23 protein-coding genes are annotated in these 25,421 nt (G+C 73.3%); 10 read left to right on the top strand and 13 right to left on the bottom strand.

Annotation, left to right across the window (positions count from 1 at the left end):
* Positions 1-148 precede the first annotated feature (148 nt).
* Together L3078_RS22120 and L3078_RS22115 are read right to left on the bottom strand one after the other, a co-directional pair.
* Positions 149-379 (bottom strand): hypothetical protein, encoded by a 231-nt coding sequence (locus L3078_RS22120; protein WP_239755717.1) that lies wholly within the window; start codon positions 377-379, stop codon positions 149-151.
* A 484-nt stretch (positions 380-863) separates the two neighbouring features.
* The gene (locus L3078_RS22115) at positions 864-1,049 is read right to left on the bottom strand and encodes a hypothetical protein (RefSeq protein WP_329901935.1); all 186 of its coding nucleotides are present in this window, start codon (positions 1,047-1,049) and stop codon (positions 864-866) included.
* 281 nt (positions 1,050-1,330) lie between these two features.
* On the opposite strand from L3078_RS22115, the gene upp reads away from it, so the two are divergent.
* Positions 1,331-1,966, top strand: a complete 636-nt coding sequence (upp, locus tag L3078_RS22110) for a uracil phosphoribosyltransferase (RefSeq protein ID WP_239755715.1) — start codon at positions 1,331-1,333, stop codon at positions 1,964-1,966.
* 60 nt (positions 1,967-2,026) lie between these two features.
* Here upp and L3078_RS22105 read toward each other — a convergent pair whose 3' ends face one another.
* The 5 genes from L3078_RS22105 to L3078_RS22085 all read right to left on the bottom strand — a co-directional run bounded on the left by L3078_RS22105 (position 2,027) and on the right by L3078_RS22085 (position 6,005).
* Positions 2,027-2,680, bottom strand: a complete 654-nt coding sequence (locus tag L3078_RS22105; protein WP_239760419.1) for a LytR C-terminal domain-containing protein — start codon at positions 2,678-2,680, stop codon at positions 2,027-2,029.
* Between the two features lie 149 nt (positions 2,681-2,829).
* A complete protein-coding gene (locus L3078_RS22100) occupies positions 2,830-3,126 on the bottom strand; it encodes a type II toxin-antitoxin system VapB family antitoxin (protein WP_003999914.1) in 297 nt (98 codons plus the stop codon).
* Positions 3,127-3,730: 604 nt separating this feature from the next.
* On the bottom strand, positions 3,731-4,033 hold the full coding sequence (locus tag L3078_RS22095) for a hypothetical protein (protein WP_239755714.1): 303 nt from the start codon (positions 4,031-4,033) through the stop codon (positions 3,731-3,733).
* A gap of 291 nt (positions 4,034-4,324) precedes the next feature.
* The gene (locus L3078_RS22090) at positions 4,325-4,918 is read right to left on the bottom strand and encodes an HhH-GPD-type base excision DNA repair protein (protein WP_239755713.1); all 594 of its coding nucleotides are present in this window, start codon (positions 4,916-4,918) and stop codon (positions 4,325-4,327) included.
* Between the two features lie 91 nt (positions 4,919-5,009).
* On the bottom strand, positions 5,010-6,005 hold the full coding sequence (locus tag L3078_RS22085) for a siderophore-interacting protein (RefSeq protein ID WP_239755712.1): 996 nt from the start codon (positions 6,003-6,005) through the stop codon (positions 5,010-5,012).
* A 61-nt stretch (positions 6,006-6,066) separates the two neighbouring features.
* Here L3078_RS22085 and L3078_RS22080 point away from each other — a divergent pair, with 61 nt between their 5' ends.
* The 4 genes from L3078_RS22080 to L3078_RS22065 all read left to right on the top strand — a co-directional run bounded on the left by L3078_RS22080 (position 6,067) and on the right by L3078_RS22065 (position 11,917).
* The gene (locus L3078_RS22080; RefSeq protein ID WP_239755711.1) at positions 6,067-8,406 is read left to right on the top strand and encodes a penicillin acylase family protein; all 2,340 of its coding nucleotides are present in this window, start codon (positions 6,067-6,069) and stop codon (positions 8,404-8,406) included.
* A complete protein-coding gene (locus tag L3078_RS22075) occupies positions 8,396-9,052 on the top strand; it encodes a GNAT family N-acetyltransferase (RefSeq protein ID WP_420864086.1) in 657 nt (218 codons plus the stop codon). The genes L3078_RS22080 and L3078_RS22075 overlap by 11 nt, the downstream gene beginning before the upstream one ends.
* A gap of 28 nt (positions 9,053-9,080) precedes the next feature.
* On the top strand, positions 9,081-9,587 hold the full coding sequence (locus tag L3078_RS22070) for a cupin domain-containing protein (RefSeq protein WP_239755710.1): 507 nt from the start codon (positions 9,081-9,083) through the stop codon (positions 9,585-9,587).
* A gap of 137 nt (positions 9,588-9,724) precedes the next feature.
* Positions 9,725-11,917 (top strand): copper resistance CopC/CopD family protein, encoded by a 2,193-nt coding sequence (locus L3078_RS22065; protein ID WP_420864085.1) that lies wholly within the window; start codon positions 9,725-9,727, stop codon positions 11,915-11,917.
* A gap of 21 nt (positions 11,918-11,938) precedes the next feature.
* Here L3078_RS22065 and L3078_RS22060 read toward each other — a convergent pair whose 3' ends face one another.
* On the bottom strand, positions 11,939-12,877 hold the full coding sequence (locus L3078_RS22060) for a DUF72 domain-containing protein (RefSeq protein ID WP_239755708.1): 939 nt from the start codon (positions 12,875-12,877) through the stop codon (positions 11,939-11,941).
* A 74-nt stretch (positions 12,878-12,951) separates the two neighbouring features.
* Entirely contained in the window at positions 12,952-13,932 is a 981-nt protein-coding gene (locus L3078_RS22055; RefSeq protein WP_239755707.1) for a TauD/TfdA dioxygenase family protein, read from the bottom strand.
* A gap of 176 nt (positions 13,933-14,108) precedes the next feature.
* Here L3078_RS22055 and L3078_RS22050 point away from each other — a divergent pair, with 176 nt between their 5' ends.
* Positions 14,109-15,035, top strand: a complete 927-nt coding sequence (locus tag L3078_RS22050; protein WP_239755706.1) for an NAD(P)-dependent oxidoreductase — start codon at positions 14,109-14,111, stop codon at positions 15,033-15,035.
* On the top strand, positions 15,022-15,507 hold the full coding sequence (locus L3078_RS22045; RefSeq protein WP_338059515.1) for a pyridoxamine 5'-phosphate oxidase family protein: 486 nt from the start codon (positions 15,022-15,024) through the stop codon (positions 15,505-15,507). Before L3078_RS22050 ends, L3078_RS22045 begins: the two co-directional genes overlap by 14 nt.
* A 34-nt stretch (positions 15,508-15,541) precedes the next feature.
* On the opposite strand, the gene L3078_RS22040 is transcribed toward L3078_RS22045, so the two are convergent.
* Together L3078_RS22040 and L3078_RS22035 are read right to left on the bottom strand one after the other, a co-directional pair.
* Positions 15,542-16,783: a cation:proton antiporter gene (locus tag L3078_RS22040; RefSeq protein ID WP_239760416.1), complete on the bottom strand. Its 1,242-nt coding sequence runs from the start codon at positions 16,781-16,783 to the stop codon at positions 15,542-15,544.
* Positions 16,784-16,930: 147 nt separating this feature from the next.
* The gene (locus tag L3078_RS22035; protein WP_239755705.1) at positions 16,931-17,416 is read right to left on the bottom strand and encodes a cation:proton antiporter regulatory subunit; all 486 of its coding nucleotides are present in this window, start codon (positions 17,414-17,416) and stop codon (positions 16,931-16,933) included.
* 305 nt (positions 17,417-17,721) lie between these two features.
* On the opposite strand from L3078_RS22035, the gene L3078_RS22030 reads away from it, so the two are divergent.
* The 3 genes from L3078_RS22030 (at position 17,722) to gap (ending at position 20,319) form a co-directional block, all read left to right on the top strand.
* Positions 17,722-18,165 (top strand): hypothetical protein, encoded by a 444-nt coding sequence (locus tag L3078_RS22030; RefSeq protein WP_239760415.1) that lies wholly within the window; start codon positions 17,722-17,724, stop codon positions 18,163-18,165.
* Between the two features lie 39 nt (positions 18,166-18,204).
* Positions 18,205-19,176: a GlxA family transcriptional regulator gene (locus tag L3078_RS22025; protein ID WP_239755704.1), complete on the top strand. Its 972-nt coding sequence runs from the start codon at positions 18,205-18,207 to the stop codon at positions 19,174-19,176.
* A gap of 108 nt (positions 19,177-19,284) precedes the next feature.
* Entirely contained in the window at positions 19,285-20,319 is a 1,035-nt protein-coding gene (gap, locus tag L3078_RS22020) for a type I glyceraldehyde-3-phosphate dehydrogenase (RefSeq protein WP_239755703.1), read from the top strand.
* Positions 20,320-20,380: 61 nt separating this feature from the next.
* Here gap and L3078_RS22015 read toward each other — a convergent pair whose 3' ends face one another.
* Together L3078_RS22015 and L3078_RS22010 are read right to left on the bottom strand one after the other, a co-directional pair.
* Positions 20,381-21,238 carry a hypothetical protein gene (locus L3078_RS22015; protein WP_239755702.1) on the bottom strand — a complete coding sequence of 286 codons (858 nt, stop codon included), beginning with the start codon at positions 21,236-21,238 and terminating at the stop codon, positions 20,381-20,383.
* Positions 21,239-21,413: 175 nt separating this feature from the next.
* Positions 21,414-25,247 carry an nSTAND1 domain-containing NTPase gene (locus tag L3078_RS22010; RefSeq protein WP_239755701.1) on the bottom strand — a complete coding sequence of 1,278 codons (3,834 nt, stop codon included), beginning with the start codon at positions 25,245-25,247 and terminating at the stop codon, positions 21,414-21,416.
* Positions 25,248-25,421: the final 174 nt, after the last annotated feature.

The following is a 25,421-nucleotide window of genomic DNA, read 5'->3' as shown; positions in this document are numbered from 1 at the left end:
CGTTCACCTGCGCACCTGTTGCCGCCACCAGCGGATCGTACGCGGAGTTCCTGGCCGCATATGCACGACCACCCCGTGAACGCCCCACACATACCCCACGAACCCGACACATGGGTCCCAGCGGGTGGGTCAACGGGGTGGCCGGAGGCTACGGCGGGGCGCCGATGGGGGCGTAGGGGCGCCGTTCGAGGGGGCGGGGCATGAGGGGGCGGTGTACGAGGGCCGACTGGCCGTACGCGAGCGGCGGCGCCGCGTGCTGGAGGCCGATGTGCTCGCCAGGACCGCGCGGTGGGGCAGGGCGGCTGGGCGGCGGAACGCTGGACGCGATGCGGGCGGGGTGCGGTGGCTCGGCGAGAACCGGCCACAGATCGATCTGCACGGTACGGAGCCGACGCACGGGGCGTGGGCGTGGTACCGGGGGGCGACGGCGGGGTGGCCCAATTCCTCGCTGCCTCGCTGCCTCGCTGCCTCGCTGCCTCGCTGCCTCGCTGCCGCGATGCGTCGGGTGCCCGGTTCTTGGCTGCCTGGCGACCCCGGCCTTTCAGCGACCCTGGCACCGCGGTGCCCCGGCTTCCCAGTGACCCTGGCTCCTCGGCTTCCCGGCTCTCCGGCGCCCCAGCGCTCCTGGCACCGCGGTGCCCCGGCTCCCCGGCGACCCTGGCTCCCCGGCTTCCCAGCGACCCTGGCTCTCCGGCGCCCCAGCGCCCCTGGCTCTCCGGCGCCCTTGGTACCCCGGCCCCCCAGCGCCCTTGGTACGTCGGCTCCCCACCGCCCCTGGCTCCCCGGCTTCCCGGCGCCCGCCCCCACATCTCAGTTCCCCAAAGTCCCGGCCTCGGTCCCTCAGGGGCGGGTTCCGCCCGGGGTCACCAGCGGAACGTGCGCATGCGCATGGCGTGGCGGAGGCGGGCTGCCTTGGCTCGGCGGGGCTGGACGCGGTCGCGCAGTTCGCGTGCCTCCGTCAGCTCCCGCAGGAACTGTGCCCGCCGTCGCCGACGCGCCGCATCGCTCTCCGATCCGGTCCCGCGCGTTTCCTCGACCGTTCCCGCCACCTCATCAACCTCCTGAGTCGCACGGTTCGCCGCTTGCCCGGGCCGACCGCTGGACCTCGCGGTCCCGCCCGCCGTTCGTACTGGCTTGTCGGTCATGTGCCCCCGCTCGGCCGTCGGATGCTCATCGGCGGCGGTTCCGGAGTGGGCGAACGTCAGGCCTCGGCCCGTTCAGGCGCCGCTCTGTTCATCCCACTTTCCCTCCGATGGGGGGTTTGATGCCATCGGGAGGGGCGGACCGTGCGGGGGCGCTCGCCATTGTCGCCCCGGTTACTGTTGTGGACATGCGTCTCCATGTCGTCGACCACCCCCTGGTCGCTCACAAGCTCACCACGCTGCGCGACCAGCGCACCGACTCCCCGACCTTCCGTCGTCTCGCCGACGAACTGGTCACCCTGCTCGCCTACGAGGCCACGCGGGACGTGCGCACCGAGCTGGTCGACATCACGACGCCGGTCGCCTCGACCACGGGCGTCAAGCTCTCCCACCCGCGCCCGCTCGTCGTGCCGATCCTGCGGGCCGGCCTCGGCATGCTCGACGGCATGGTCCGGCTGCTGCCGACCGCCGAGGTGGGCTTCCTGGGCATGATCCGCAACGAGGAGACGCTCGAGGCCTCCACGTACGCCACCCGCATGCCGGAGGACCTCTCCGGGCGTCAGGTGTACGTCCTCGACCCGATGCTCGCGACCGGCGGCACCCTCGTCGCCGCGATCCGTGAGCTGATCGCCCGCGGCGCGGACGACGTGACCGCCGTGGTGCTCCTCGCCGCTCCCGAGGGCGTCGAGGTCATGGAGCGCGAGCTGGCGGGCGCCCCGGTGACGGTCGTGACCGCCGCGGTCGACGAGCGCCTCAACGAGCACGGTTACATCGTGCCGGGTCTGGGGGACGCGGGCGACCGGCTGTACGGCGCCGCCGAGTAGCCGGGGCAGCGGCTCCCACGGAGGAAGCGGATCCCAGCGGGGGCAGCGGCTGTAACGGAGTCAGCAGGTCTTCGTCGTGGTGGGCGTCGGCTTGGGACTGGTCAGGTCGGCCAGTGCCTTGTCGGCGTCCTTCTGCTTGCTGAGGGCCTTGAAGGCGGTACCGATGATCAGGTCCACCTCGGTGGCCTTCGTACGGCCGTCGGTCTTCAGCTGCGCCCCGGCGAGCTGCGTGTTGAGGACCGGCAGCGCCGTGCCCTCGGCGGCCTTCGCGCCGAGCAGTATCGCGGCGCCCTTGACCTTCTTGTCGTACTCCTTGGTCGCGTTGCCCACGTTCCCGATGCGGAAGCCGCGCTTCTTCAGCTCGTCGGCGGTGTCCTTGGCGAGGCCCGCGCGGGGCGTGGCGTTGAGGACGTTGACGGTGATCTTGCCGGGTGCGGGGAAGCCCTTCGCCGCCGTACCGGCCTTGCCGGGCTTCCCGGCCGAGCCGCTCGCCTTCGGGGACGGGCTCACCCGGGTCGCGCAGTCCGCCTTGGGGCCGGCCGCCGCGGCCTGGTCCCCGTCGCCGGTGAAGACGTCGATGAGCTGCAGGGTTCCCCAGCCGACGAGGCCGAGGGCGGTCGCGGACGCGACGACGGCGAGGACGAGCCTGCGACGCCTCTTGGGCCGGCGCAGCCTCGGGTACTTGTCCCCCGTGATCCGGTACTGGCCGCCCATGCCAGGAGGAGTCAGCATGCTCATGGGCGCAGCGTAGTGCCGTTGGACGGCGATGCCTACTAGATGATCATTCACCGCGCTGCAGTCCAACCCGAAAGGGCCAACCGGCGACCGGACGGGCGCGGGTACGAACTGCCCGCGGTGAGGGGTCAGTCCAGTTCGAGGACGCGGGCGTGGAGCACCTGGCGCTGTTGGAGGGCGGCGCGGACGGCGCGGTGGAGGCCGTCCTCCAGGTACAGATCGCCCTGCCACTTCACCACGTGCGCGAAGAGGTCGCCGTAGAAGGTGGAGTCCTCGGCGAGGAGGGTCTCCAGGTCCAGCTGCCCCTTGGTCGTCACGAGCTGATCGAGGCGGACCGGGCGCGGCGCGACGTCCGCCCACTGCCGGGTGCTTTCCCGGCCGTGGTCGGGGTACGGCCGGCCGTTTCCGATGCGCTTGAAGATCACACGGAAAGCCTACCGGTCGAGACGTTCCGGGCGCAGCCATGGCGACGGAGTGCGACCCCGGAAAAGGCGCCGTGAAGCGGGGCAAACGGGTCATTCTGTGGGGGTCTGGTGGCGGTCGTGGGTGCTCGGTGGGGCTTTTTCGGGGGCGCGCAGAGGTCGCCGCGAGGTGTCGCCGGGCGATTGTCCGGGCTCGTGGACCGACCCCTCCTCGGCTTCCACGAGCCTTCGCCGGGATGTCTTCCGGACTTCAGCCGGGCTTCCGGCGCGCTTCGCGCCGCACTTTCCACCGGCTCCTGCGTGCGGGGCCCGTGGGCGGCAGGGGTGAACGCCCTGAAGCTGGTGGGGTCCAGGGCGCTTCACCAGAGGTGAGTCGGTTCGGTCGGAGCGGGTGGATCAGCTGTGGTTCGGGTCTTGGCGCGGCTGATCGTCCGCGTCCGGGGTGCGGGAGTGTTCGGAATTACGTTCGGATTCCGACTTGGGGGCGCTGCGTAGGGCCTCTGCCTGGAGGAGCGCGCGAAGGACCGTGTACGGGTCTGCGGGCATGGGGGGTCTCCTGTTCCTGTGCTGGGGGTGGTCAGTGGCTGTGGGTGAGTTGGGGGCTCTCTCAGCAGCGCAGGACCACGGAGCGCAGGGCGTGCAGGGCGTACGGGGGCCGGGGCCAGGGAGGGGCGGGGAGGAACAGGTGGCCGTGCGGCGGCGCCGGTGAGGGGCGCGGGGACGCGACCGGCGCGGAGCGCGGTGGGCTGACCGGGCGCGGGGTGTGGCGGGTCTGGGGGCGGGGGGCGTTCTCGAGGAGGTCGTACTCGGTCGTGGGGAGTTCGCTCGAGAGCGTGGGCGGGAGGGTGGCGGCGGCGTGCGTGGCGGTGTGGGCGGTGGGGACGAGGAGCGCGACGGTCAGTGCGAGCACCCGCAGCCAGGTTCTGCGCCGGGCGTACCGCCTCGCTCGGACACGGGGGGTGTCCGGGGGGCGGGAGCGGGCGATGGGGGGCACGGCGGATGTTTTCCCGATGCGGGGGCGCGCGCATCGGGTGGGGCGGGAGATCCGCTCGGTCGGAGTACGACCCGCCCGGCGCGTCCCGGGCGTTCGGCGTACGACTCGCCCGGCGCGCGTCCCAGGCGTTCGGCGTACGACTCGTCCGGCGTGCGCCCCAGGCGTTCGGCGTACGACTCGCCCGGCGTGCGTCCCAGGGATTTGGCGTTACTCGCCGGAGGCCTTCGCCGCTTTGGCCGCTGCCTTCATCTCCTGTTTGTGGGCGCGGACCTTGGCCAGGGAGTCGGGTCCCTTGATGTCGGCGACGGAGCGGAAGGAGTCGGGGTCGCCGTAGGAGCCGGACGCTTCGCGCCAGCCGGTGGGGTGGACGCCGAGTTGCTTGCCGAGGAGGGCCAGGAAGATCTGGGCCTTCTGGCGGCCGAAGCCGGGGAGGGATTCGAGGCGGGAGAGGAGTTCCTTGCCGGTCGTCACGTCCTGCCACACCGCGCTCGCGTCACCGTCGTAGTGCTCGACGAGGTACTGGCACAGCTGCTGGATCCGCTTCGCCATGGAGCCCGGGTAGCGGTGGACCGCCGGCTTGGTGGAGAGCAGCGCGGCGAAGGACTCGGGGTCGGTCGCCGCGATCTCGTGGGCGTCCAGGTCGGTCGCGCCGAGGCGTTGGGCGATGGTCCAGGGGCCCTTGAACGCCCACTCCATCGGTACTTGCTGGTCCAGCAGCATGCCGACCAGTGCGGCGAGGGGACTGCGGCCGAGGAGCTCGTCCGCCTCTGGGTCCTGGGCGAGGTGAAGGGTGACGTTCATGCCCCGATGATCACCCTTCTGCCGCTGAGCCGCAGCCCGGCCCCCGGGGTGAAGGGGAGGCGGAGGCGGTGGGTGCGGCGGCGGGGCGTCGTCACGGGCGCCAGTAACCCAGGGCGTGCATGCGGTGCTTCGGGAGGCCCAGCTCCTTGCGGAAGTACGCCGCCAGGGATCGGGTCGTCGCCGTGTCGCAGGCGATCCAGACGTAGGGGTCGGGGGTCTCGGCGAGGAGCGCGGGGGCGTCGGCCTTCACCTGGGTGATCAGGCGGGCGCCGGCGTCCTGGCGGGCGATCGGGCGGAAGTCGTGGTGGGCGGGATCGAGACGGAGGGGAAGGCCGCCCGCGCCGGGGGTGGGGATGGGGACTGCGGCTCGGTCCCGGACGCCGTCGGACGGGTCCTGCGCACCGCTGAGGACGGCGGCGCCGGCGCCGTGTCCGGCGGGCTCCACCGCCGACCCGGCTTCGTCCTCCACGACGTCGCTCCTGATGGCGACCGGTGCGGCTGCCGACGGCCCCGCGTCCGGCCGTGACGTGGCCACGGACACCGATGCCTGCAGCTCGGGCGCCGCCCCTGCCGTCTCCGCCGTCTCCACCGCCTCCGTAGGTGTCTCGAACCAGATCGTCGTCGGGGTGGAGGGGAGGGCGGTGAGGAGGGAGTTGATGGCGGGGAGGGAGGCCGGGTCGCCGATGGCGAGGATGTGGGAGGGGGCCGGGTCGGGCTCGGTGAAGGCGGTGCCCTGGACCGTGGCCTCGATGGTGTCGCCCGGCTTCGCGGTGCGGGCCCAGTCGCTGGCGTGACCGTCGTGCAGGGCGAACTCCAGGCTGAAGGTGCCGGCGGCCGGGTCGGGGTCGACCAGCGTGTACGCCCGCTGGTGCGGTTTGCCGGCGGCCTCGAACCAGAGGCGGACCCACATCGTCGGGTGGACGCCCGTGACCGCGAGCATGCCGCCGTCGGTGAGGTGGACCCGGCGGTAGTGCTCGGTGACTTGTTCCGCACCGGTCACCGTGAAGACGAAGTCCTTCCCCCGGAGCAGTTTGAGGACCGCCCCCTCCCAACCGTGCCCCTGGCCCATGGCTTCTGCACCCTTCACGTACGCTTTGATCACGGATTGCTTAGGTGAGGCTAACCTAAACCACAGGTGGGATACAGAGATGCGGGACATCAGCGGTGCGCGGGGACATGCTCGGGGGAACGATTCGAGCCACACGGGTCATGGGATCTTCCGTGACGCCTGGGGCATTCCGCACCTGCGCGCCGCCGACGCCCGCGTCCTCGCCCACGCCCAGGGCCGGGTGACCGCCCTCGACCGGGCCTGGCAGCTGGAGGTCGAACGCCACCGCGTCCAGGGCACCTCGGCGGCCTTCCTCGGCGTGGACTCCCTCGGCTGGGACCGGTTCGCGAGACGGGCCCGTCTGGAGGACACGGCCCGAAGATGCTTCGCCCGGCTGGAGAGCACGGACCCGGAGAGCGCCGACTGGGTCCGCGCGTACGTGGAGGGCGTGAACGACGGTCTTGCCGAGGGCGGTCGGCGCGCCCCCGAGTTCGCTCGCGTCGGGCTCGTACCCGGGCGCTGGGAGGCATGGCACCCGCTCGGGGTCTGGCTCGCCACGCACATCCTGTTCGCCGGGTTCCCCGCCAAGCTCTGGCGCGAGGAGGCCGTACGCCATCTCGGCGCCGACGCGATCGGGCTCTTCGCCACCGACGGGCCCGCCACGTCCGGCAGCAACGGGTGGCTCGTCGACGGGTCCCGGACGAGCACCGGACAGGCCGTCATCGCCGGTGATCCGCACCGGTTCATCGAGGAGCCCGGGGTCTACCAGCAGATCCACCTCTCCTGCCCCGAGTTCGACGTCGTCGGCCTCGCGGTCCCGGGTATGCCCGGCATCGCCCACTTCGGCCACACCGGCGAGGTGGCCTGGGCCATCACCAACGCCATGGCCGACTACCAGGACCTGTACCGGGAGCGGCTGCGGTACGCGGACAGGGATGGGGGTGGGGACGAGGGTGGTGGCGGAGGTGTCGTCGAGGCGCTCGATCCCGATGGGGTGTGGCGGGCCGTGCACAGGCATGTGGAGGTCATCGAGGTCGCGGGCGGGGAGCCCGTCGAGGTGGAGGTGATCGAGACCCCTCGGGGGCCGGTCGTCATCGGGGGCCTGGACGCCGCCGCCCCGGCAGACGCCGCCACTCAGCCTGATGCCACCGCTCAGCCCGATGCCGCCGACCGGTCCGGTGCCGTCGATCCCGTCGGTCCGCTCAGTCTCCGGTATCCGCCCCGGGTCACCGAGGACCTCGGGATCGGGGCGCTGCTGCCGCTCCTCCGGGCCCGTGAAGTCGCCGATGTGGACCGGGCGTTCGACCGGTGGGCCGAGCCGGTGAACGTCGTACAGGCCGCGGACACGCGGGGCGGGGTGCTGCATCGGGTGGCGGGCCGGGTTCCGGTGCGGAGCCGGGACAACCGGACCCGGGTCGTCGCGGCCTGGGAGCCGGGGCACGAGTGGGAGGGGTGGCACGAGACGCCGTACGGAACGTTCGAGGACGGTGTCGCGGTGATGGCCAACCAGCGTGGTCCGGCGACCCCGTTGGGCGTCGAGTTCGCCCCGCCGCACCGGGCGGAACGCATCCGCGCGATGCTGGACGAGAAGCGGGTGTGGTCCGCCGCGGACATGCCCACGATCCACATGGACACCCATCTGGCCTCCGCAGGGCCCCTGTTGGAGATCGTGGCCACCGCCACCGCCACCGCCACCGCCACCGCCACCGCCACCGCCACCGCCACCGCCGCAGAAGCAGCCGCCGACGCTCCCGTGGACCACGCGGTCGCGCTGGGTGAGCGGCTGCTGGGTTGGGATCGGCGGATGGCGGTCGACAGCGTCGTCGCGGCGGAGTACGCGGCGGTGCGAGGGGCCGTCGTACGGCGGCTGGCCGCGGAGCCCGCCTTCGCGGCGCTCGCGGTCCCGCCGGCGTACCCCGAGGTCTTCCGCCCGTGGCTGTCGCTCACCGTACGGATCGGATTCGCGCTCGAACACCTGCTCAGGGCCGAGGAGTTGTACGGGATCGACCGGGTCGCCCTCGTGCGGGAGGCGCTGGAGGAGGTCGCCGGTCGTGACATCGGCCGCTGGGGCGACACCCACAAGCTCGTGCCATGGCGCGCGCTGCCGGAGGACGGCGCCGACCTTCGCCCGGGTGTCGTCACCGAGCCGGGGCTCGCCGGGGATCACGACTGTGTGCTCTGCACCTCCGCGGTCCCCGGCATCACCGACCTCAGCGCTCGCGGACCCGCCGCCCGGTACGTCTGGGACCTGGCCCGGCGCGAGGACAGCCTCTGGGTGGTGCCGTTCGGGGCGTCCGGCGTCGGCGGTTCGGCCCACCACCGCGATCAACTCCCCCTCTGGCTCCGGGGGGATCTCGTACCGGTCGTCACCGACTGGGACCAGCTCACCGAGGACGAGCACACCGACCACAGCAGCGAGGAGAAGCGCCATGACCACTGACACGCGGGGGACTGGGGGGACGCGGGGGACGCGGGAGCCCGGTGTGCCGTACGCCGATCGTGCGGCCGTGCATGAGCAGGTGGTGGACGGGTTCGGGACCATGCGGATCCTGCCGTTGGACGCCGGGGCCGATTCCGCCGTGGTGCACGGCTGGGTGAGGGAACCGAGGGCCGCGTTCTGGGGCATGAACGGGCTCACGGAGGAGCAGGTGCGGGAGGTCTACGCGGGCATGGACGCCTTCGACACGCACCACGCCTACCTCGCGGTGCACGACGGCGAGCCCGTCGGGCTGCTGCAGACGTACGAGCCGGAGGCCGACCGGGTCGGCGAGTGCTACGACGTCCAGCCCGGGGACATCGGCGTCCATGTGCTGCTCGCGCCCGCCGGGGACGGGGGAGCGCGGCCGGGGTGGTCCTCCTCGGTGCTGGCGGCCTTCACGGCGTACGTGTTCGTCGGGCTGGACCGGCGGCGGGTCGTCGTCGATCCGGACGAGCGGAACGAGAAGGCGATCGCGCGGTTCACCCGGCAGGGGTTCGAGCCCGGGCCGGTCGTCGTCCTGCCGGAGATCGATCTGCCGGAGGTGTATCTGCCCGAGAAGCGGGCCCGGTTGGCGTTCCTGCGCCGGGAGACCGTGTTCGGTCAGTAGTTCGCGTGGTGGGCGTAGCCTCGGGCGGATGACTCCCGAAGACCTCATAGGGCACTACGAGTTGGAGCCCATACCGCGCGAGGGTGGACGCTTCCGCCAGACGTGGGCCGGGCCCGAGCGGGGCGACGGGCGGCCCGAGGGGACCGCGATCGTCGCCCTGCTCACCACCGAACCCGGCGACTACTCCGCCCTGCACCGGCTGCCCGGCGACGAGATCTGGCACTTCCACCTCGGCGCTCCGCTCCGGATGCTGCTGCTCGCCCCCGACGGGTCCTCGCGGATCGTCGTCCTCGGGCCGGACGTGCTCGGCGGCCAGCACGTGCAGTACGTCGTGCCCGCGGGGACCTGGATGGGGGCGCGGGTTCTGGGCGGTCCTGCGGGCGGCGCGGGCGCGGGCGGCGGGGGCTGGACCCTGTTCGGGTGCACGATGGCGCCGGGGTTCACCTTCGAGGGGTACGAGCACGGGGACGCCGCGGAGCTGGCTCGGCTGTACCCGGACCGGGCCGCGGAGATAGGGGAGCTCGGGCGGGCGTAGGGGCGGTGGCGGGCCGGGAGCCCGGTGGGACCGGGGCCCGGGGTGGAGGGACAGGGGCGGAGGGACAGGGGCGGATCGCGTTGAACGCGGCGTTCGTGGTGTGCGTACCTGTTCGAGGAGTCCGAGAGCCGGCGACCGTGGATCCGGAGCACTACGTGGACCTAGGCAGGTACAGCGACCCAGTCGACGACAGGGCCAGGAGCTGGGAAGGCAGAGTTCGAACCCGGGGCCGGGTCGAGAGGCGGGACCAGGACAGAGGTGCGCGGCCGCGCGCCGGAATCGGCGGGTGGGGGCGGGCACTCCAGCGTCTGGTGCTGCTGGGTGCCGTGCTGCTCCTGAGTCTCCTCGGCGGGGCGGGTAGCGCGTCCGCGCACGCCGCTCTCAAGGGAAGCGATCCCGTCGACGGGAGCGTCCTCGACGCCGCTCCCCGGGACGTCACCCTCCGCTTCACCGAGTCGGTGAGCCTGCTGGCGGACTCCATCCGCGTCGTCGACCCGGAGAACCGGGCGGTCGACACGGGCAAGCCGGGGCGCGCGGGCGACCGGGCCGACACGGCTCGGGTCACCCTTCCCACCGGCCTCGACGACGGCACGTACACGATCGCCTGGCGGGTGATCTCGGCCGACAGCCACCCCATCTCGGGTGCCCTGATCTTCTCCATCGGGGAGCCCTCCGCGACGGCCGCGGTCCTCCCGGACGACCTCGCCGAGGACCCCCTCACCGCCTCCCTCTACGACATCACCCGCTACTTCGCGTACGGCGCCCTCGCCCTGCTCATCGGCGTGACCTTCTTCCTGGCGGTCGTGCTCCGCGGGCCCGGCGAGGCGCTGCGCAAGCTGCTGCTGGCCGGCTGGCTGGCCCTGCTGCTCTCCTCGGCGACCCTGCTGCTGCTCCGCGGACCGTACGAGCGGGGCAGCGGCATCGGGGCCGCCCTCGACCTCTCCGTCCTGCGCGACACGCTGGTCAGCCGGCCGGGTCTCGCGCTGCTGGCCCGGCTGGGGCTGCTCGCGCTGGCCGCCGTCCTCCTGGTGCGCGTACGCCGCCAGGGGGAGCGGCAGGAGTGGGGGAAGGGCGCGCTCGTCTGCGGGGCGCTGCTCTCCGTCGGGCTCGCCGGGACCTGGGCGGCCGCCGAGCACGCTTCCGCCGGTATCCAGGTGCCGGTCGCGATGACCTCGTCCGTGCTGCACCTGCTCGCCATGGCCGTCTGGCTGGGCGGGCTGACCGCGCTGCTGACCGTCCTGTACCGGGCGCCGAGGACCCTGACGGCCGCCGTGGTCGACCGGTTCTCGCGGCTCGCGTTCGCGTCGGTGGTCGTCCTCGTCGTCACCGGCGTCTACCAGTCCTGGCGCGGCCTCGGCTCCTGGTCCGCCTTCACCTCCACGGCGTACGGGGAGGTCCTCGTCGCCAAGTTGGTCGCGGTGCTGATGCTTCTGGTGGCGGCGGCGTTCTCGCGGCGTTGGACGGGACGGCTGGGGGCGGCCGAGCGTGCCCGGCGGGCCGGGGACGAAACCGGGGCCGGGGCCGGGGCCGTGGCCGGTGAGTCGGTCGCAGGGTCGCGTGGGGCGGTGGGGGCGGCCGTACCGGCGGCGGTGAGCGTCTCGGCGGCCGTGGCGGCGCCGGTGCGGGTGCCCGAGCGAGTGGGCGCCGCCGAGGCCGACGCCGCTTCCGACTCCTCCAACTCCTCCGCCGCCTCCGCCGCCTCTGACTCCTCCGAGTCCTCAAGCTCTTCCGGTGCCGCAGACTCCTCCGGCGCCCCCGACTCCTCAGGGCCCACCGATGGCTCAGGGCCCACCGGTGCCTCCGGCTCACCGGATGACGAGGACGACGCCCCCGGTGACATGCCGCGCCAAGCGCTGCGGCGGTCCGTGCTCGCGGAGTTCACCGTCGCGGTCGTCGTGTTGGTGATCACCACCGTGCTGACGGGGACCCTGCCGGGCCGGGCGGCGGCGGAGATCGCCCAGGAGAGCGCGGGCCAGGCGGCGGGTGGGGTCACGGCCTCCTCGTCGGTGCTCCCCTTCGACGTCGGCACCCCGAACGGTCACGGCAAGGTCCAGATCGACCTCGGCCCGGGCCGGGTGGGCAAGAACTCCGTGCAGGCCGTGGTCTTCGGCCCCGACGACGGCATCGCCACCGTCCCGGAGCTGCGCCTCACCTTCACCCTGAAGGCCCAGAAGATCGGCCCGATCGACGCGAAGCTCACCGATCGCGGCGGTTACTGGGCCACCGACACCCTCCAGCTCCCCCTGCCCGGCAAGTGGACGATGAAGCTCACGGTCCGCACGACGGAGATCGACCAGGTCACGGTGGAGAAGTCGGTACGGGTGAGCTAGGGCTCGTCCGACCCGCCCGGGTCAGCTCGTGCCGAGGACTCGCCGCATCGTCTCCGCCGCCCTCACCGCCGCGTCGGCGCAGCAGTTGTTGAAGAGGACGTGCAGCTCGTCGACCTGGGCGGCCGCCTTCCGTAACCGGGGTGCCCACGCGGCGAGTTCGGGCTCGGAGTACGCGTACCGGAAACGGTCCTCCTTGCTGCCGGTGCCCCAGGCGGGGCTGCGGCCGTGGAACCGTACGACGGCGAGCTCGGGGGAGGTGACGGGGGCGAGGGGCGGCAGGGAGGACTCCAGCCCCTGGGCCATGTCGACCCCCACGGCCACGAAGCCGAGCCGGGAGAGTAACGCCGCCGTACGGTCGGCCTGTTCGCCCCGCCACCACGCCGGGTGCCGGAACTCGACCGAGACGGGCCAGCCTGCCGTACGCTCCGCGCACTCCTCCAGCGTCTTCTCCGGCGAATGCCCGTTCAGCCCGGCAGGCCCGTAGGGCTCGTGAGGCCCCTCCGCCCCCTCCGCCCCCTCCGTCGGCCGTCCCGGCGCGAACCACGGGGGGAACTGGAACAGGACCGCGCCCAGCCGACCCGCCGTCCGCAACGGCTCGATGGCGTGGGCGAACCGCTCCCAGACCCGGTCCAGTACGGCGGCGGGGGCCCGGCGGCGCAGGTCGGGCCCGAGGGATTCCCTGAGGTCAGGGGGCAGGGACGCCGGGCGGGTCGGGTGGCCGGTGAGGAGGGAGAACGCCTTGACGTCGAAGCGGAATTCGGGGGGTGTCCGCTCGGCCCACAGGAGGCTGTTGCGGCGGCTGGGCAGGGCGTAGTAGCCGGAGTCCACCTCGACGACCGGGAACTGGTCGGCGTAGTAACGCAGTCGGGGCCCGGGGTCGCGGTGGCCGCGCGGGTACCAGCCGCTGGCCAGCAGCGCGCGGTCGGTCCAGGAGCAGGTTCCGACGAGAACATCACCCATGGGGTGCCGGTTACCCGAAATCGCGTCCTGCCCACGCGCCGGCGGTGTCCCGCCGCCCGCGCCCCCGCCGCGGCCTACTCGCTCCGGTCGTGCAGGGGCGTGCCGCAGAGGGACTTGGACGGGGTGCCGTCCACGCCGACCGGTGGGTCACCGGCGACCATGACCCGGTGCATGATGCGCTGGAAGTCCAGGTGGGCGGTGTCGTTGGGGGCCAGGTGGACGGTCGCGCGGTTGTCCCAGAGGGCCACCGACCCCGGCTCCCAACGGAAGCGGACCGTGTACTCGGGGCGCGTGATCTGCTCGACGAACATCTCCAGCAGGAGCCGGCTCTCCGCCCGGGTCACGTCGACGATGTTCTCGACGTAGTACGGGTTGACGTACAGGACCCGTTCGCCGGTCTCGGGGTGGACGCGGACGACCGGGTGGACGGACGCGACCTGGTGGTCCTGGAGGTGGCGCAGGTAGGGATCGGGGCCGGAACGGGCGAGGTACCCGACGCCGAGACGGTGCTCGGCGCGCAGCCCGTCGGCGAACCGGCGCACCGGCTCGGACAGGCCCGCGTACGCGGTCGCGAGGTTCGCCCAGGTGGTGTCGCCGCCGTACGGGGGCACCCGTTCGGCGCGCAGCAGGGTCAGGGCGGGCGGGTCGATGCGCGCGGTGTGGTCGGCGTGCCAGCCCCGGAGGGTGGAGTGGCGGCGGCGCTCCAGCCACTCGGCCTGGTCCATGCCGTGCTTGCGGCCCAGTTCCTGACGGTCGGCCGTCGTCTCGATCTCGGGGTACCCGGCGGGGGAGACCGAGCCCCGCGACCGTAGCCGGATCGGCTCCCCGAAGCGGCGCGCGAAGGCGATCTGCCCGGCGTGGTCCAGCCGCTGCCCCCGGAAGAACACGACTTTCCAGCGGAGCAGCGCCGCCCGGATGCCGGCGACCGTGTCGTCGTCGAGCGGGGCGGCGAGGTCGACGCCGTGGATGTCGGCGCCGATGTACCCGGAGGCCGGGCGTACGTCCAGGCCGCCGCCCGCGGGCCCCGTCGAGGACCTGTTCGTGTCGATGCTCACGTGGCCCGGTCTTCCCACGGCACCGCCCGCGCATGCGGCCCGGCCGGGACGCGTCCTGATCCGTCTCTCCGCATCCGTCTCTCCGCCATCGGGGTTCGCCCGGTGTCGTAGCCCCCTCCGCCCCGCCCCGAGCTGCGAAACTGCCAACGCACTGTACGCGGCAGGAAGTTGACGTCATGACCGACAAGCTCACCGTGAGTGTCCTGGGTACCGGCATCATGGGGGCCGCGATGGCCCGCAACCTCGTCCGCGCCGGTCACACCGTACGGGTGTGGAACCGCACCCGTGCGAAGGCCGAACCGCTCGCCGCCGACGGCGCGCAGGTCGCCGGAAGCCCGGCGGAGGCCGTGCGGGGTGCCGATGTGGTGCTCACGGTGCTCTACGACGGGGCCGCGGCCCGGGACGTGATGCGGGAGGCGGGGCCCGCGCTGAGCCCGGGCACGGCCTGGGTCCAGTCCACCACCGCCGGGCTCGAGGCCGTCGCCGAACTGGCCGCGCTGGCCGACGAGCACGGGCTGGTCTTCTACGACGCCCCGGTCCTCGGCACCCGGCAGCCCGCGGAGGCAGGGCAGCTGACGGTGCTGGCGGCGGGGCCGCTCGACGGGCGGGGGACGGTGACACCCGTCTTCGACGCCGTCGGCGCCCGTACGGTGTGGACCGGTGAGGACGGCGCGGCGGGCACCGCGACCCGGCTCAAGCTGGTGGCCAACAGCTGGGTGCTGGCCGCCACCAACGCGGCCGGCGAGGTCCTGGCCCTCTCCAAGGCCCTCGACGTCGACCCGCGGTCCTTCTTCGAGATCATCGAGGGCGGCCCGCTCGACATGGGCTATCTGCGCGCCAAGTCCGCGCTCATCCTCGACGGCGGGCTCTCTCCGGCCTCCTTCGCGGTCTCCACCGCCGCCAAGGACGCCCGCCTGATCGTCGAGGCCGGGCAGCGCTACGGGGTACGCCTCGACCTGGCCGCCGCCGGCGCCGACCGCCTCACCCGCGCCGCCGCCCAGGGCCACGCCGACGAGGACATGGCGGCCGCGTACTTCGCGAGCTTCGAGGAGGGAACGGGCCAGGCCGATGGAGAGGGGGGAAGCGCGGGTGGACGTGGGTGACGTGGCCGCCCCGGGCGGCGGGGATCCCGCGGGCCGCGATGCCCTGCCCGCCGCTGTGCTCGACCGTCTGACCGTGGAGCGGAACGTATGGCTCTGCACCGTACGGCCGGACGGGTCGCCGCATGTGACGCCGGTGTGGTTCGTGTTCCTGCGGGGCAGCTGGTGGATCGGCGCGGACAGGGGCTCGGTCAAGGTCCGGAACATCGAGAAGTGCGCACGGGTATCTCTGGCGCTGGAGGACGGCCGGTTCCCCGTGGTGGCGGAGGGGACGGCCACGGTGCACCCCGGCCCGTTCCCGGCGGGCAACCCGGACGACACGAACGTCGCGGGTATCCCCGGGGTCGCGGGCGTCGCGGAGGCCTTCGCCGTGAAGTACGGCTGGGACGTCACCGCCCCGCACCGGCCGGGCGACACCCGAGTCCTGCTGGAAGTACCCGTACGGCGCTGGCTGCTGGCCGGCACGGCTCAGTGAGCGCCCGGCCGCCCCCCCGTCCGTACGCCGCCCCTCAGGCCCGGTCGGCCGCGCTCTGCTCGTCCAGCGCCTCGTGTGCTCCGGCCGAGGGCACCGGCGAGGCACCTCCCCCTCCCGAGCCGGCCGGCGCGGGCCCGCGCAGACGGCCGGTCACCCACATCACCGCCGGCTCCGTCCACCGGGCGGTCAGCGGGCCGACGATCACCAGGATGAGGACGTACGCCGTGGCCAGCGGGCCGAGGGACGGTTCGATGCCGGCGGTGACGGCGAGGCCGGCGATGACGATGGAGAACTCGCCGCGTGCGACGAGCGTGCCGCCCGCCCGCCAGCGCCCCTTGGCGGAGATACCGGCCCGGCGCGCGGCCCAGTACCCGGTGGCGACCTTCGTCAGCGCGGTGACGACGGCGAGGGCGAGCGCGGGCAGCAGCACCGGCGGGATGCTGGCGGGATCGGTGTGCAGCCCGAAGAAGACGAAGAACACGGCGGCGAACAGGTCCCGGAGCGGCGCCAGCAGACTGTGCGCCCCCTCGGCGACCTCACCCGACAGCGCGATGCCCACCAGGAACGCGCCCACCGCCGCCGACACCTGCAACTGCTGCGCGAGCCCGGCGACGACGAGCGTCACCCCCAGCACGACGAGCAACAGCTTCTCGGGATCGTCGCTGGAGACGAAGCGCGAGATGTGCCGCCCGTAGCGCACGGCCACCAGCAGTACGAGCCCGGCGGTACCGAGCGCGACGGCCAGGGTGACGCTGCCCGCCGCGAGACCGGCCCCGGCCAGGAGCGCGGTGAGGATCGGCAGGTAGACGGCCATGGAGAGGTCTTCGAGGACCAGGATGCTGAGGATGACGGGGGTTTCGCGGTTGCCGAGGCGGCCGAGGTCGCCGAGGACCTTGGCGATGACGCCGGAGGAGGAGATCCAGGTGACGCCGGCGAGGACGACGGCGGCGACGGGTCCCCAGCCGAGGAGGAGAGCCATGGCGGCGCCGGGCAGGGCGTTGAGGGCGGCGTCGACGAGTCCGGCGGGGTACTGGGTTTTGAGGTTGGAGACGAGGTCGCTGGCGGTGTATTCCAGGCCGAGCATGAGCAGCAGCAGGATCACGCCGATCTCGGCGCCGATCGCGACGAACTCCTCGCTCGTGCCGAGGGGCAGCAACCCGCCCTCCCCGAAGGCGAGTCCGGCCAGCAGATACAGCGGTATCGGCGACAGCCGGAACCGCCCGGCGAACCGCCCCAGCAGCCCCAGCCCGAGGATGATCGCCCCGAACTCCACCAGGAAGACGGCGGACGAGTGCGTGGTGGCCGACTCGGCGACATACCGGGCGGCGTGCGAGAAGGACGGCTCGGCGAGGTGCCCCACGGAGTGTCCGGCGGCCTCCTCACCCCACTGGGCCGCGGTCTGAGCGGAGACGTGCACGACCGCTCACTCCCGCCCGAGTATCGCGGCGGCGGTGTCCACACCCTCCCGGGTGCCGATCACGATGAGCGTGTCACCGCCGGCCAGCCGGAAGTCCGGCGTCGGCGACGGAATCGCCTCGGCCCGCCGCAGCACGGCCACGATCGACGCGCCCGTCTCGGTCCGCATCCGCGTGTCGCCCAGGACCCGCCCGTTCCAGTGCGACGTCGAGGCCAGCTCGATCCGCTCGGCGACGAGCCCCAACTCCGTGGTGGACAGCAGGTTGGGGCTGTGGTGGTCCGGCGCCAGCGCGTCGACGAGCGCGGTCGCCTCACCCGACGTGAGCCGTACCGACAGCGCGCACGCGTCCGGATCGTCCTGCCGGTACGCGCTCAACGTCCGCGCTCCGTCCCGATGGGCGACCACCGAGATCCGCCGCTGCTCCCTGGTCGTGAGGTCGTAGCGGACCCCGATCCCCGGCAACGGCGTACTGCTGAGGCGCGGTGCACCCACGGCTGGCCCCCTGTCTGATTCGGATATGTCATCGGACAACCGTCGGTGCCACCCTAACGAGACCGGAAAACCGGCCTCCGAACGCCAGGTCGGCCCCCCGATGGAACAATCCCCCTTCAACCCCGGGACCCGGCACACCCACCCGGCACCGAGGCACGCCGCTGACCGAAAGGAACCACCACCATGACCCCCACGGGTGTCCCCACACCCCGCACAGCGGGCACCCCGACGGCACACGCGATACCTCTGCCTCCCGGCGCGGCGCGCCCCGTCCCGCGAGGCCCTCACACCCCCGGAGCGTGCCCGTGATCCAGTGGGTGCCCCTGGGGAGCGGCCCGCGCCCCGTCCCCCAACCCGTGGCCACCCCTTTGGTGTGGGCGACGGCCTTCGGGGGCGCGATGGCGCTGGTGGCCGTCCTGAACGCGCTGGTGGGCACGGACCGCCCCGGCCTCGCCCTGGCGGCCCTGTCCCTGCTCTCCGCACTCCTCGGCGTCTACGCCCGCTTCATCGCGGCCCCCGGCACGGCCGCCCTGTGCTGGCTGTTCCTCAACGGCTTCGCCATCCCGCCCGCAGGCGTCCTGACCTGGGCCAACCCTCGCGACACCTTCTGGCTGACGTGCCTCCTCACCGCCGCCCTCACCGGCACGGCCCTGGCCCGCCTCCTCCAGGCCCGCGCCGCCTACCGCCGCCTCACCACGGCTCACCCCCCGCCCACGCCCGAACCACCGGACTGGCCGCACACCCGCTGACCACCACGCCCCCCGCTCACCCCCTCGTACCCTGTCCCCGTGCCGTCGCCGTCGCCGTCGTCCTCCCGTCCGCATCGCGTCGCCGTCCTGGTGCTCGAGGGCGCGAAGCCGCTCGACGTCGGCATTCCGGCCCAGGTGTTCACGACGCGCGCGAGCATGCCGTACGAGGTGCGGGTGTGCGGGGCGACCCCCGGCCTCGTGACCGGCGGCGACGGCCTGTCGTACTACGTCGCCGACGGCCTCGACGCGCTCGCGTGGGCCGACATCGTCTTCATCCCGGGCTACCGGTTCCCGGACCGCGACGACCCGCCGCGGGCCGTCGTCGACGCGCTGATCGAGGCCCACGCCCGGGGCACGCGGCTCGCCGCCATCTCGACGGGCGCCTTCGCGCTCGCCGCGACGGGCCTGCTCGACGGCAGACGCGCCACGACGCACTGGCACTACGCGCGGGCGCTCGCGGCGAAGCATCCGCTCGTCCGGGTCGACGAGAACGTGCTGTTCGTCGACGAGGGCAGCGTGCTGACGTCGGCGGGCGCCGCCTCGGGCATCGACCTGTGCCTGCACATCCTGCGCGGCGACCTCGGCGTGGCCGCGTCGAACCACGCGGCCCGGCGCCTGGTCGCGGCCCCCTACCGCAGCGGCGGCCAGGCCCAGTACGTGCCGCGCAGCGTGCCGGAGCCGCTGGGCGAGCGGTTCGCCGCCACCCGCGAATGGGCGCTGCACCGGCTCGGCGAGCCCCTCACCCTCGACGTTCTCGCCGGGCACGCGGCGGTCTCGCCGCGCACGTTCTCGCGCCGCTTCGTCGAGGACACGGGGTACACGCCGATGCAGTGGGTCATGCGCGCCCGCATCGACGTGGCCCGTGAGCTGCTGGAGCGGTCGCAGCGGAGCGTCGAGCAGATCGCCGCCGACGTCGGTCTGGGCACCGGCGCGAATCTGCGCACGCACTTCCAGCGCATCCTCGGCACCACGCCGAGCGAGTACCGGCGCACCTTCACGCGGGGCGAGTAGCCCGCCGCGTCGTGGCGCGATCCTTTTGAACCGTGGCGATCACGCCGCTGTCCCGGCCGTGTGCCGCACGCGACGCTGGTGGCGAATCGAAGGGACGGGACACCACTCATGACTCGCATCGCGATCAACGGATTCGGCCGTATCGGACGCAACGTGCTCCGCGCACTGCTCGAACGCGACAACGGCACCGACAGCGGTAGCGGCCGAGACAGCGGCAGCGATCTCGACATCGTCGCCGTCAACGACCTCACCGAGCCCGCGACCCTCGCCCGGCTGCTCGCCTACGACAGCACGGCCGGCCGTCTCGGGCGCCCGGTGACCGTCGACGGTGACACCCTCGTCGTCGACGGCCGTCGGATCAAGGTGCTGGCCGAGCGCGATCCCGCGGAGCTGCCGTGGGCCGAACTCGGCGTCGACATCGTCCTGGAGGCCACCGGCCGCTTCACCTCGGCGAAGGCCGCCCGGGCCCACCTCGACGCGGGTGCGAAGAAGGTGCTGGTCAGCGCACCCTCGGACGGCGCCGACGTCACCCTCGCGTACGGGGTCAACACCGACGCGTACGACCCGGACGTCCACACGATCGTCTCGAACGCCTCCTGCACGACCAACGCGCTCGCGCCGCTGGCCGCGGTGCTCGACGAGCTCGCCGGCATCGAGCACGGCTTCATGACGACCGTGCACGCGTACACGCAGGAGCAGAACCTCCAGGACGGCCCGCACCGCGACGCCCGCCGCGCCCGCGCCGCCGCCGTCAACATCGTGCCGACCACGACGGGCGCCGCCAAGGCCATCGGCCTGGTCCTGCCGAACCTGGACGGCAAGCTGTCCGGCGACTCGATCCGGGTGCCCGTCCCGGTCGGCTCGATCGTCGAACTCAACACGACGGTCGCCCGCGACGTGACGCGCGACGAGGTGCTGGCGGCGTACCGCGCGGCGGCGGACGGCCCGCTCGCCGGCGTCCTCGAATACTCGGACGACGCGCTCGTCTCCGCCGACATCGTGGGCAACCCGGCCTCCTCGATCTTCGACTCGGCCCTCACCCGCGTCGACGGCCGCCACATCAAGGTGGTCGCCTGGTACGACAACGAGTGGGGCTTCTCGAACCGGGTGATCGACACCCTCACCCTCCTGGCCACCTCCTGACCCACGAAGAGGAAGGGCCCCACCGCGGACGGTGGGGCCCTTCTTCGTGAGCGGCGGTGTCTCAGCGCCGGCACTCACGCGCCGTGACCGCACGGTCGCGCTTGTAGAACTTGAACACCGGCTGCCCGTTGCGGAGCACGTCGGAGGTGCCGTCGTAGTAGTAGTTGCGGTCCACGATGTCGCGCTGGGTGCCGTAGATGCCCCACTTGTTGTGGCCCTTCTTCTCGGTCCCGTCGTACCAGTTGTACTCGTCGATCCAGAAGTGCGGGTTGACGCGGACGACGCGCTTGATGGGCGCCGCGGTGAGCCACCCGGTCCGGCCGGGCGGGACGTCGATGCTGACGGAACGGCCCCAGCTGACGGTCTTGGCGTAGGACCACGAGTACGAGAACTCGGCACCGAGTTCGGCCTTGAACATCTTGCCGACGTCGCGGGTGACGCTGAGGCCGCCGTTCACCGTCTTCGTGGTGGTCGTCGTCGTGCTGTAGGCCTGATCGACCCGCTCGGTGAGGTTGCCCCCCTTTGAGCAGTTGACGGCCACGTCGGAGTACGCGGTCTCCTTCCCCTCGTACGTCCAGGAGGACGACGCCGGGTAGTAGCAGTGGCCCTTGATCTCACGCCAGCCCGGGTTCATGGCGTAGCGGTTTCCTCCCTTGCCGCCGCCGATGTACCGCCAGACCGGCGTCTTCCCCACGCTTCCATGGCTTCTGTCGAGCAGTTGCTTGGTGTCGACGTTGTAGTACCAGAGGCTCTGGCCGCTCCGGTTGGAGCCGTCCTGGCACATGTTCGGGAGCAGCCAGTCGTGTACGCCGTTGACGTCCGTCGACGCGCTCGCGGCGGGGGCGGAGGTGAGGGTCAGGCCGCTGATCGCCATACCGAAGGCGGCGCCTGTCAGAAGGCACTTCTTGATGGTGGGCACGATGTCTACGTCCTTGTGCGTCGGGTGGGGGACCACTCGTGTGCGGCCGGGCGGTCGGTAGCCGTGGAACCGGCTGGGAGCCCAGTTTTTTGGCAGCGCGAGTTGGTGCCCAACCCCGTACGAGGGAGGAATCAACTCCTCCGGGACCCGGTGGCCCGGCCCGATGCCCCGGGAATCAACGGCCGCACACCTTGCGGTACGGCGCCTCGGGCACGTACGTGCGCCATTGCGCGGGTGTCAGGTCGGCGTCGCCGGTGCGGGCGCAGATCCGGGTGACGGCTTGTGCGGGGTCGATGGTGTGGCTCTGGAGCGGGACATGGACGCCTGCCGCGAGGACGGTCGTGCTGTCGGTGCTGAAGGCGAGGGACACGACGGCGTCGCCGGGGGTGGTCAGCGGGCCGCCGAGGGGCTGTTGGGTGGCGATGTCCCACAGCTGGAGCGTGCCGGCGTCGCCGCCGACGGCCAGGGTGCGGCCGTCGGGACTGAGCGCGAGGGCGCTGACCGCCTCGGCGGTGTCGCCGGGCGCGGCGGGGAAGACGTTGCGCAGCGTGCCCACGCGGTGTCTCAGGTCCCCGTCCCACAGCGTGACCCGCCCGGTCAGGTCGCCCGCCACGAGCCGGGAGCCGTCGGGGGCGAAGGAGAGGGCGCCGAGTTCGCCGCCCTGGACGAGGCTGCGGACGACGGGGGCGGCTCCCCGCACGAGCGCGGCCGAAGACTCGGAGGACGTGCCGGGGGACAGGCGCACCGAACGGTCGCCGGTGACGAGGAGCCGCCCGTCGGGCCGGACGGCCAGCCCGGGGTCGGCCACGTCCGGGTATACGGCGGCCCGCCGGTGCCGTGCGGTGTCCCACACCTCGTCGGCCAGTCCGCCGATGCCGGAGGTGCGCGAGGCGTACAGGGTGTGGCCGCCGGGGCCCAGGGCGAGTGTGACGACCGCTCCGTCGGACTGCGGCGTCGTCAGGTCCAGTGTGGTGCGGACGCGGCCGCGCGCCACGTCCCAGAGGACGAACCGCTGGGACGCGACCGGACGGCCGGACGCGGAGACGCCGTAGGCGAGGGTGCCCCCGTCGGGGCTGAAGGCCATCAGAGCCGTGGTGTCCTGCGGGACGATCGGCTGCTCGGGGTCGCTCGACACGGGCAGGGGCAGCGGCGGCGGCGTCCGCGACACGTGCCCGGCGGCGCGTGGCTGGGAGCGCGGAAGGGTGTCGCGCAGCCGGAGACGGAAGCCGGTGTCCCCGGTGCGTTCGGCGGTGGCGAGCGTACGGCCGTCGGGGCTGAGCAGCACCGAGGCCAGGGGGCGCTCGCGCCATGCGGAGCTGACGGCGCCCGCGAGGTCCAGCGTGTGGACGGTGCCGCCTTCGAGATAGCGCAGCAGCGGCCGGTCGGGGTCCCACGCGAGCCCGCCGTAGAGGCGCTCGTTGTAGAGGGAGTGGCGGAAGACCGGGGCGGGGTCCTCCGTGGTGGACGAGCCAGGGTCCCCCGTCGTGGACGACGTGAGGCGCCACGCGCTGATCTCGGTGTCGTCGGCGGTCGCCAGGAACGTCCCGTCCGCGCTGAAGGCGAGCGCGTCCACGCCGGGGGCCGGAAGGTCGGCGATCAGGCGCCCGGACGCGGCGTCCCAGACGCGGACACCGTCGGCGGAGGCCACGGCGAACCGGTCGGCGGCGGCGCCCGGGCCGCCGAACGCCGGCGTCGAGTAGTCGTCGCAGCGAGCGCCCCCGCCCTCCCAGGCGCCGGGCACGGTGCGGTGGCGGGCGGTGTCCCACACCTGCGGTGCGTGGCCGGTGGGGCAGAGGGCCATCAGACGGCCGTCGGTGCTCGGCGCGACGTTCGCGAGGCCGGTCACCCGGGTCTCGGACAGCGGTGAGCCGTCGGCGGTCGAGTAGAGCCGCACCAGGTCGTCGTCCGGACCGCTCACCGCGTAGCTGCGGCCGTCGGGGCCGAAGTCCACGTCGGCGTCGATGGCGAGGGCCGGCCCGGTCCACCGCCCGGTGGAACTGTCCCACAGCCGCATGTCGTCGTCCCGGACGATCGCGAGCAGCCGCCCGTCGGGGTCGGCTCCGACGAGCATGCCGTCGGGCAGTCGGCCCGATGCGAGCGGGCGGTGCGTGGGCACGTCCCAGGAGCGCCAGGTGTCGCCGTCCGTGCTGAGCAGCCTGCGGCCGGAGCGGGTGAGGAAGCGGGCGGGTTCGCTGCCGGGCGTCGGGTCGGTGAAGACGTCCGTCTCGGGCTGGGCGAGGGCGCCGAGCAGGGCGCGGCGGGTCTCCGGCGACTCGGCGACGCGCCAGGCGGCGACGCCGAGCAGCTGGGCGGTGCGCGGGTCGGTGGTGCGCAGGGACTCGGCGACCTCCGCGACCCGGCGGGCCGCCGCATCCGTACGACGCCGCTGGTTGTCGTGGTGTTCCGACCAGGCGGCCAGCCCGGCCACCAGGGCCACGGCCAGGACGGCCGAGAGGGTGGCCAGCAGGGCCCGGGACCGCCGCGCGGCGCGGGCGGCGGCGCGGAACTCCGCCTCGCGGCCGTCCAGCCCGGCGGTGAGGAAGGCCCGCTCCGTCGCGGTGAGCATGCCGTCGTCGTCCGCGAACAGCTCCTCCGCGCGCGCCAGCCGGGTGCCCCGGTACAGGGCACCGGAGTCGCGGTCGTGCTCCAGCCAGACGCGGGTGGCCTCGGCGAGGCGGCGGTGGTGGCGCAGCCGTTCGCGGTCCTCCTCGATCCAGCCGTGCAGCCGCGGCCAGCAGGTGATCAGCGCCTCGTGGGCGAGCTGGACGCCGTCCTCGTCGGCGGTCAGCAGCCGGGCCCGGGTCAGCCGGTCCACGATCACCGGCACCTCGGGCGCGGCCCACTCCGCCATCTCGGCCCGGGTGAGGGGGCGCCGGGTGTCGGGGGTGCCCTGGCCCGGCTCGACCATCCGCAGCAGCAACTGCCGGGCGGTGCGGGCCTGCTCCGGTGACAGCTGCCCGTACACCTCCTCGGCGGTCGCCGCGATCGCGCCGCGCACCCCGCCCGCCGCCTGGTACCCGGCGAGGGTGAGCATCCGGCTCCGGCGGCGCCGCCATGTCTCCAGCAGGACGTGCGAGAGCATCGGCAGACCGCCGGGCTCGTCGAGCACCTCTTCGACGAGCCGCGCGGTCAGCTCCCGCTCGACGAGCAGGCCGACCGCCTGGGCGGGTTTGACGACCGCCTCGCGCAGCTCCTCCGCCTTCATCGGACCGACCAGCAGGGACGCGCGGCTCAGGGCGTCCGCCAGCTCCCGGTGCTCGGCGCAGCGGGCGTAGAAGTCGGCGCGTACGGCGATGACCACCCGCACCCGGCTGCCCGGGTCCCGCGCGGCGAGCAGCAGGTCGATGAACCGGGCGCGCTCCTCCCGGTCCCGGCAGAGGGTGAAGACCTCCTCGAACTGGTCCACCACCACCCAGCTCTCCGGCTCGTCCTCGGCCGGGGCGAGCAGACGGCCGTACGTGGTGGCGGGCCGCGGGCCGGGGGCGAGGATGCGCAGCACCGCCGGTGCGCCCTGCTCCGCTATCCGCTCCCGCAGCCGGGGTATCAGCCCGGCCCGCAGCAGCGAGGACTTGCCGCTGCCGGACGCCCCGAACACGACCGCGAACCGCCGGCCCCACACCAGCTCCCGCAACTCCTCCACGAGCTGGTCCCGGCCGAAGAACAGGTCACGGTCGTCCGGCTCGAAGCGCGACAGCCCCCGGTACGGCGGCGCCGCGTCCCCGGCGTCGCCGAGCGCCTCCCCCGCGGCCTCGGCCTCGGCCTGCTTCCAGCGGAGTTCCCACTCGCCGGGGTCGCCCCCGCAGGCGCGCACATACCCCTGGACCGCGGCGAGCGACGGCAGCCGTGTCCCGGACGCGGCCTTGGACAACGCCGCCGCCGAGAACCCCGCCGCGCCGGCCATGCTCCGGTACGACGGGCTGCCGGCGGCCCGCCGCAGCTCCCGGAGCTCATGGGCGAGACGTGGCACGGGGCCGGCCGCGGGATCCAGCGGTCTCTCGGGACGCGCCACGGTTCCCCTCACTTCCATCCGGACACCGCAGAGCGGCAAAAGGCATGCGAAGACGTTCCTAAGGCATGCGTAAGGCGGCTAAACATATTTTCCAGGGCGCTCCGGAGTCACCGTTTCCCGCCGAGATGTGGCATTGACGACATGCGCACGGACATGGGCCGCCGAGCCCGAGAC

Source organism: Streptomyces deccanensis (genome assembly GCF_022385335.1).
Lineage (GTDB): Bacteria > Actinomycetota > Actinomycetes > Streptomycetales > Streptomycetaceae > Streptomyces > Streptomyces deccanensis.
The sequence above is the reverse complement of the archived record's forward strand: the minus strand, read 5'-3'. Positions and strand labels throughout refer to the sequence as shown.

Excerpts from the sequence above, each read along its gene's own strand:
- L3078_RS22050 (WP_239755706.1), top strand. The coding sequence starts at position 14,109 with ATGACCGACAAGCTCACCGTGAGTGTCCTGGGTACCGGCATCATGGGG.
- L3078_RS22090 (WP_239755713.1), bottom strand. The coding sequence starts at position 4,918 with ATGAACGTCACCCTTCACCTCGCCCAGGACCCAGAGGCGGACGAGCTC.
- L3078_RS22070 (WP_239755710.1), top strand. The coding sequence starts at position 9,081 with ATGACTCCCGAAGACCTCATAGGGCACTACGAGTTGGAGCCCATACCG.
- L3078_RS22060 (WP_239755708.1), bottom strand. The coding sequence starts at position 12,877 with ATGGGTGATGTTCTCGTCGGAACCTGCTCCTGGACCGACCGCGCGCTG.
- upp (WP_239755715.1), top strand. The coding sequence starts at position 1,331 with ATGCGTCTCCATGTCGTCGACCACCCCCTGGTCGCTCACAAGCTCACC.
- L3078_RS22080 (WP_239755711.1), top strand. The coding sequence starts at position 6,067 with ATGCGGGACATCAGCGGTGCGCGGGGACATGCTCGGGGGAACGATTCG.
- L3078_RS22105 (WP_239760419.1), bottom strand. The coding sequence starts at position 2,680 with ATGGGCGGCCAGTACCGGATCACGGGGGACAAGTACCCGAGGCTGCGC.
- L3078_RS22075 (WP_420864086.1), top strand. The coding sequence starts at position 8,396 with ATGACCACTGACACGCGGGGGACTGGGGGGACGCGGGGGACGCGGGAG.
- gap (WP_239755703.1), top strand. The coding sequence starts at position 19,285 with ATGACTCGCATCGCGATCAACGGATTCGGCCGTATCGGACGCAACGTG.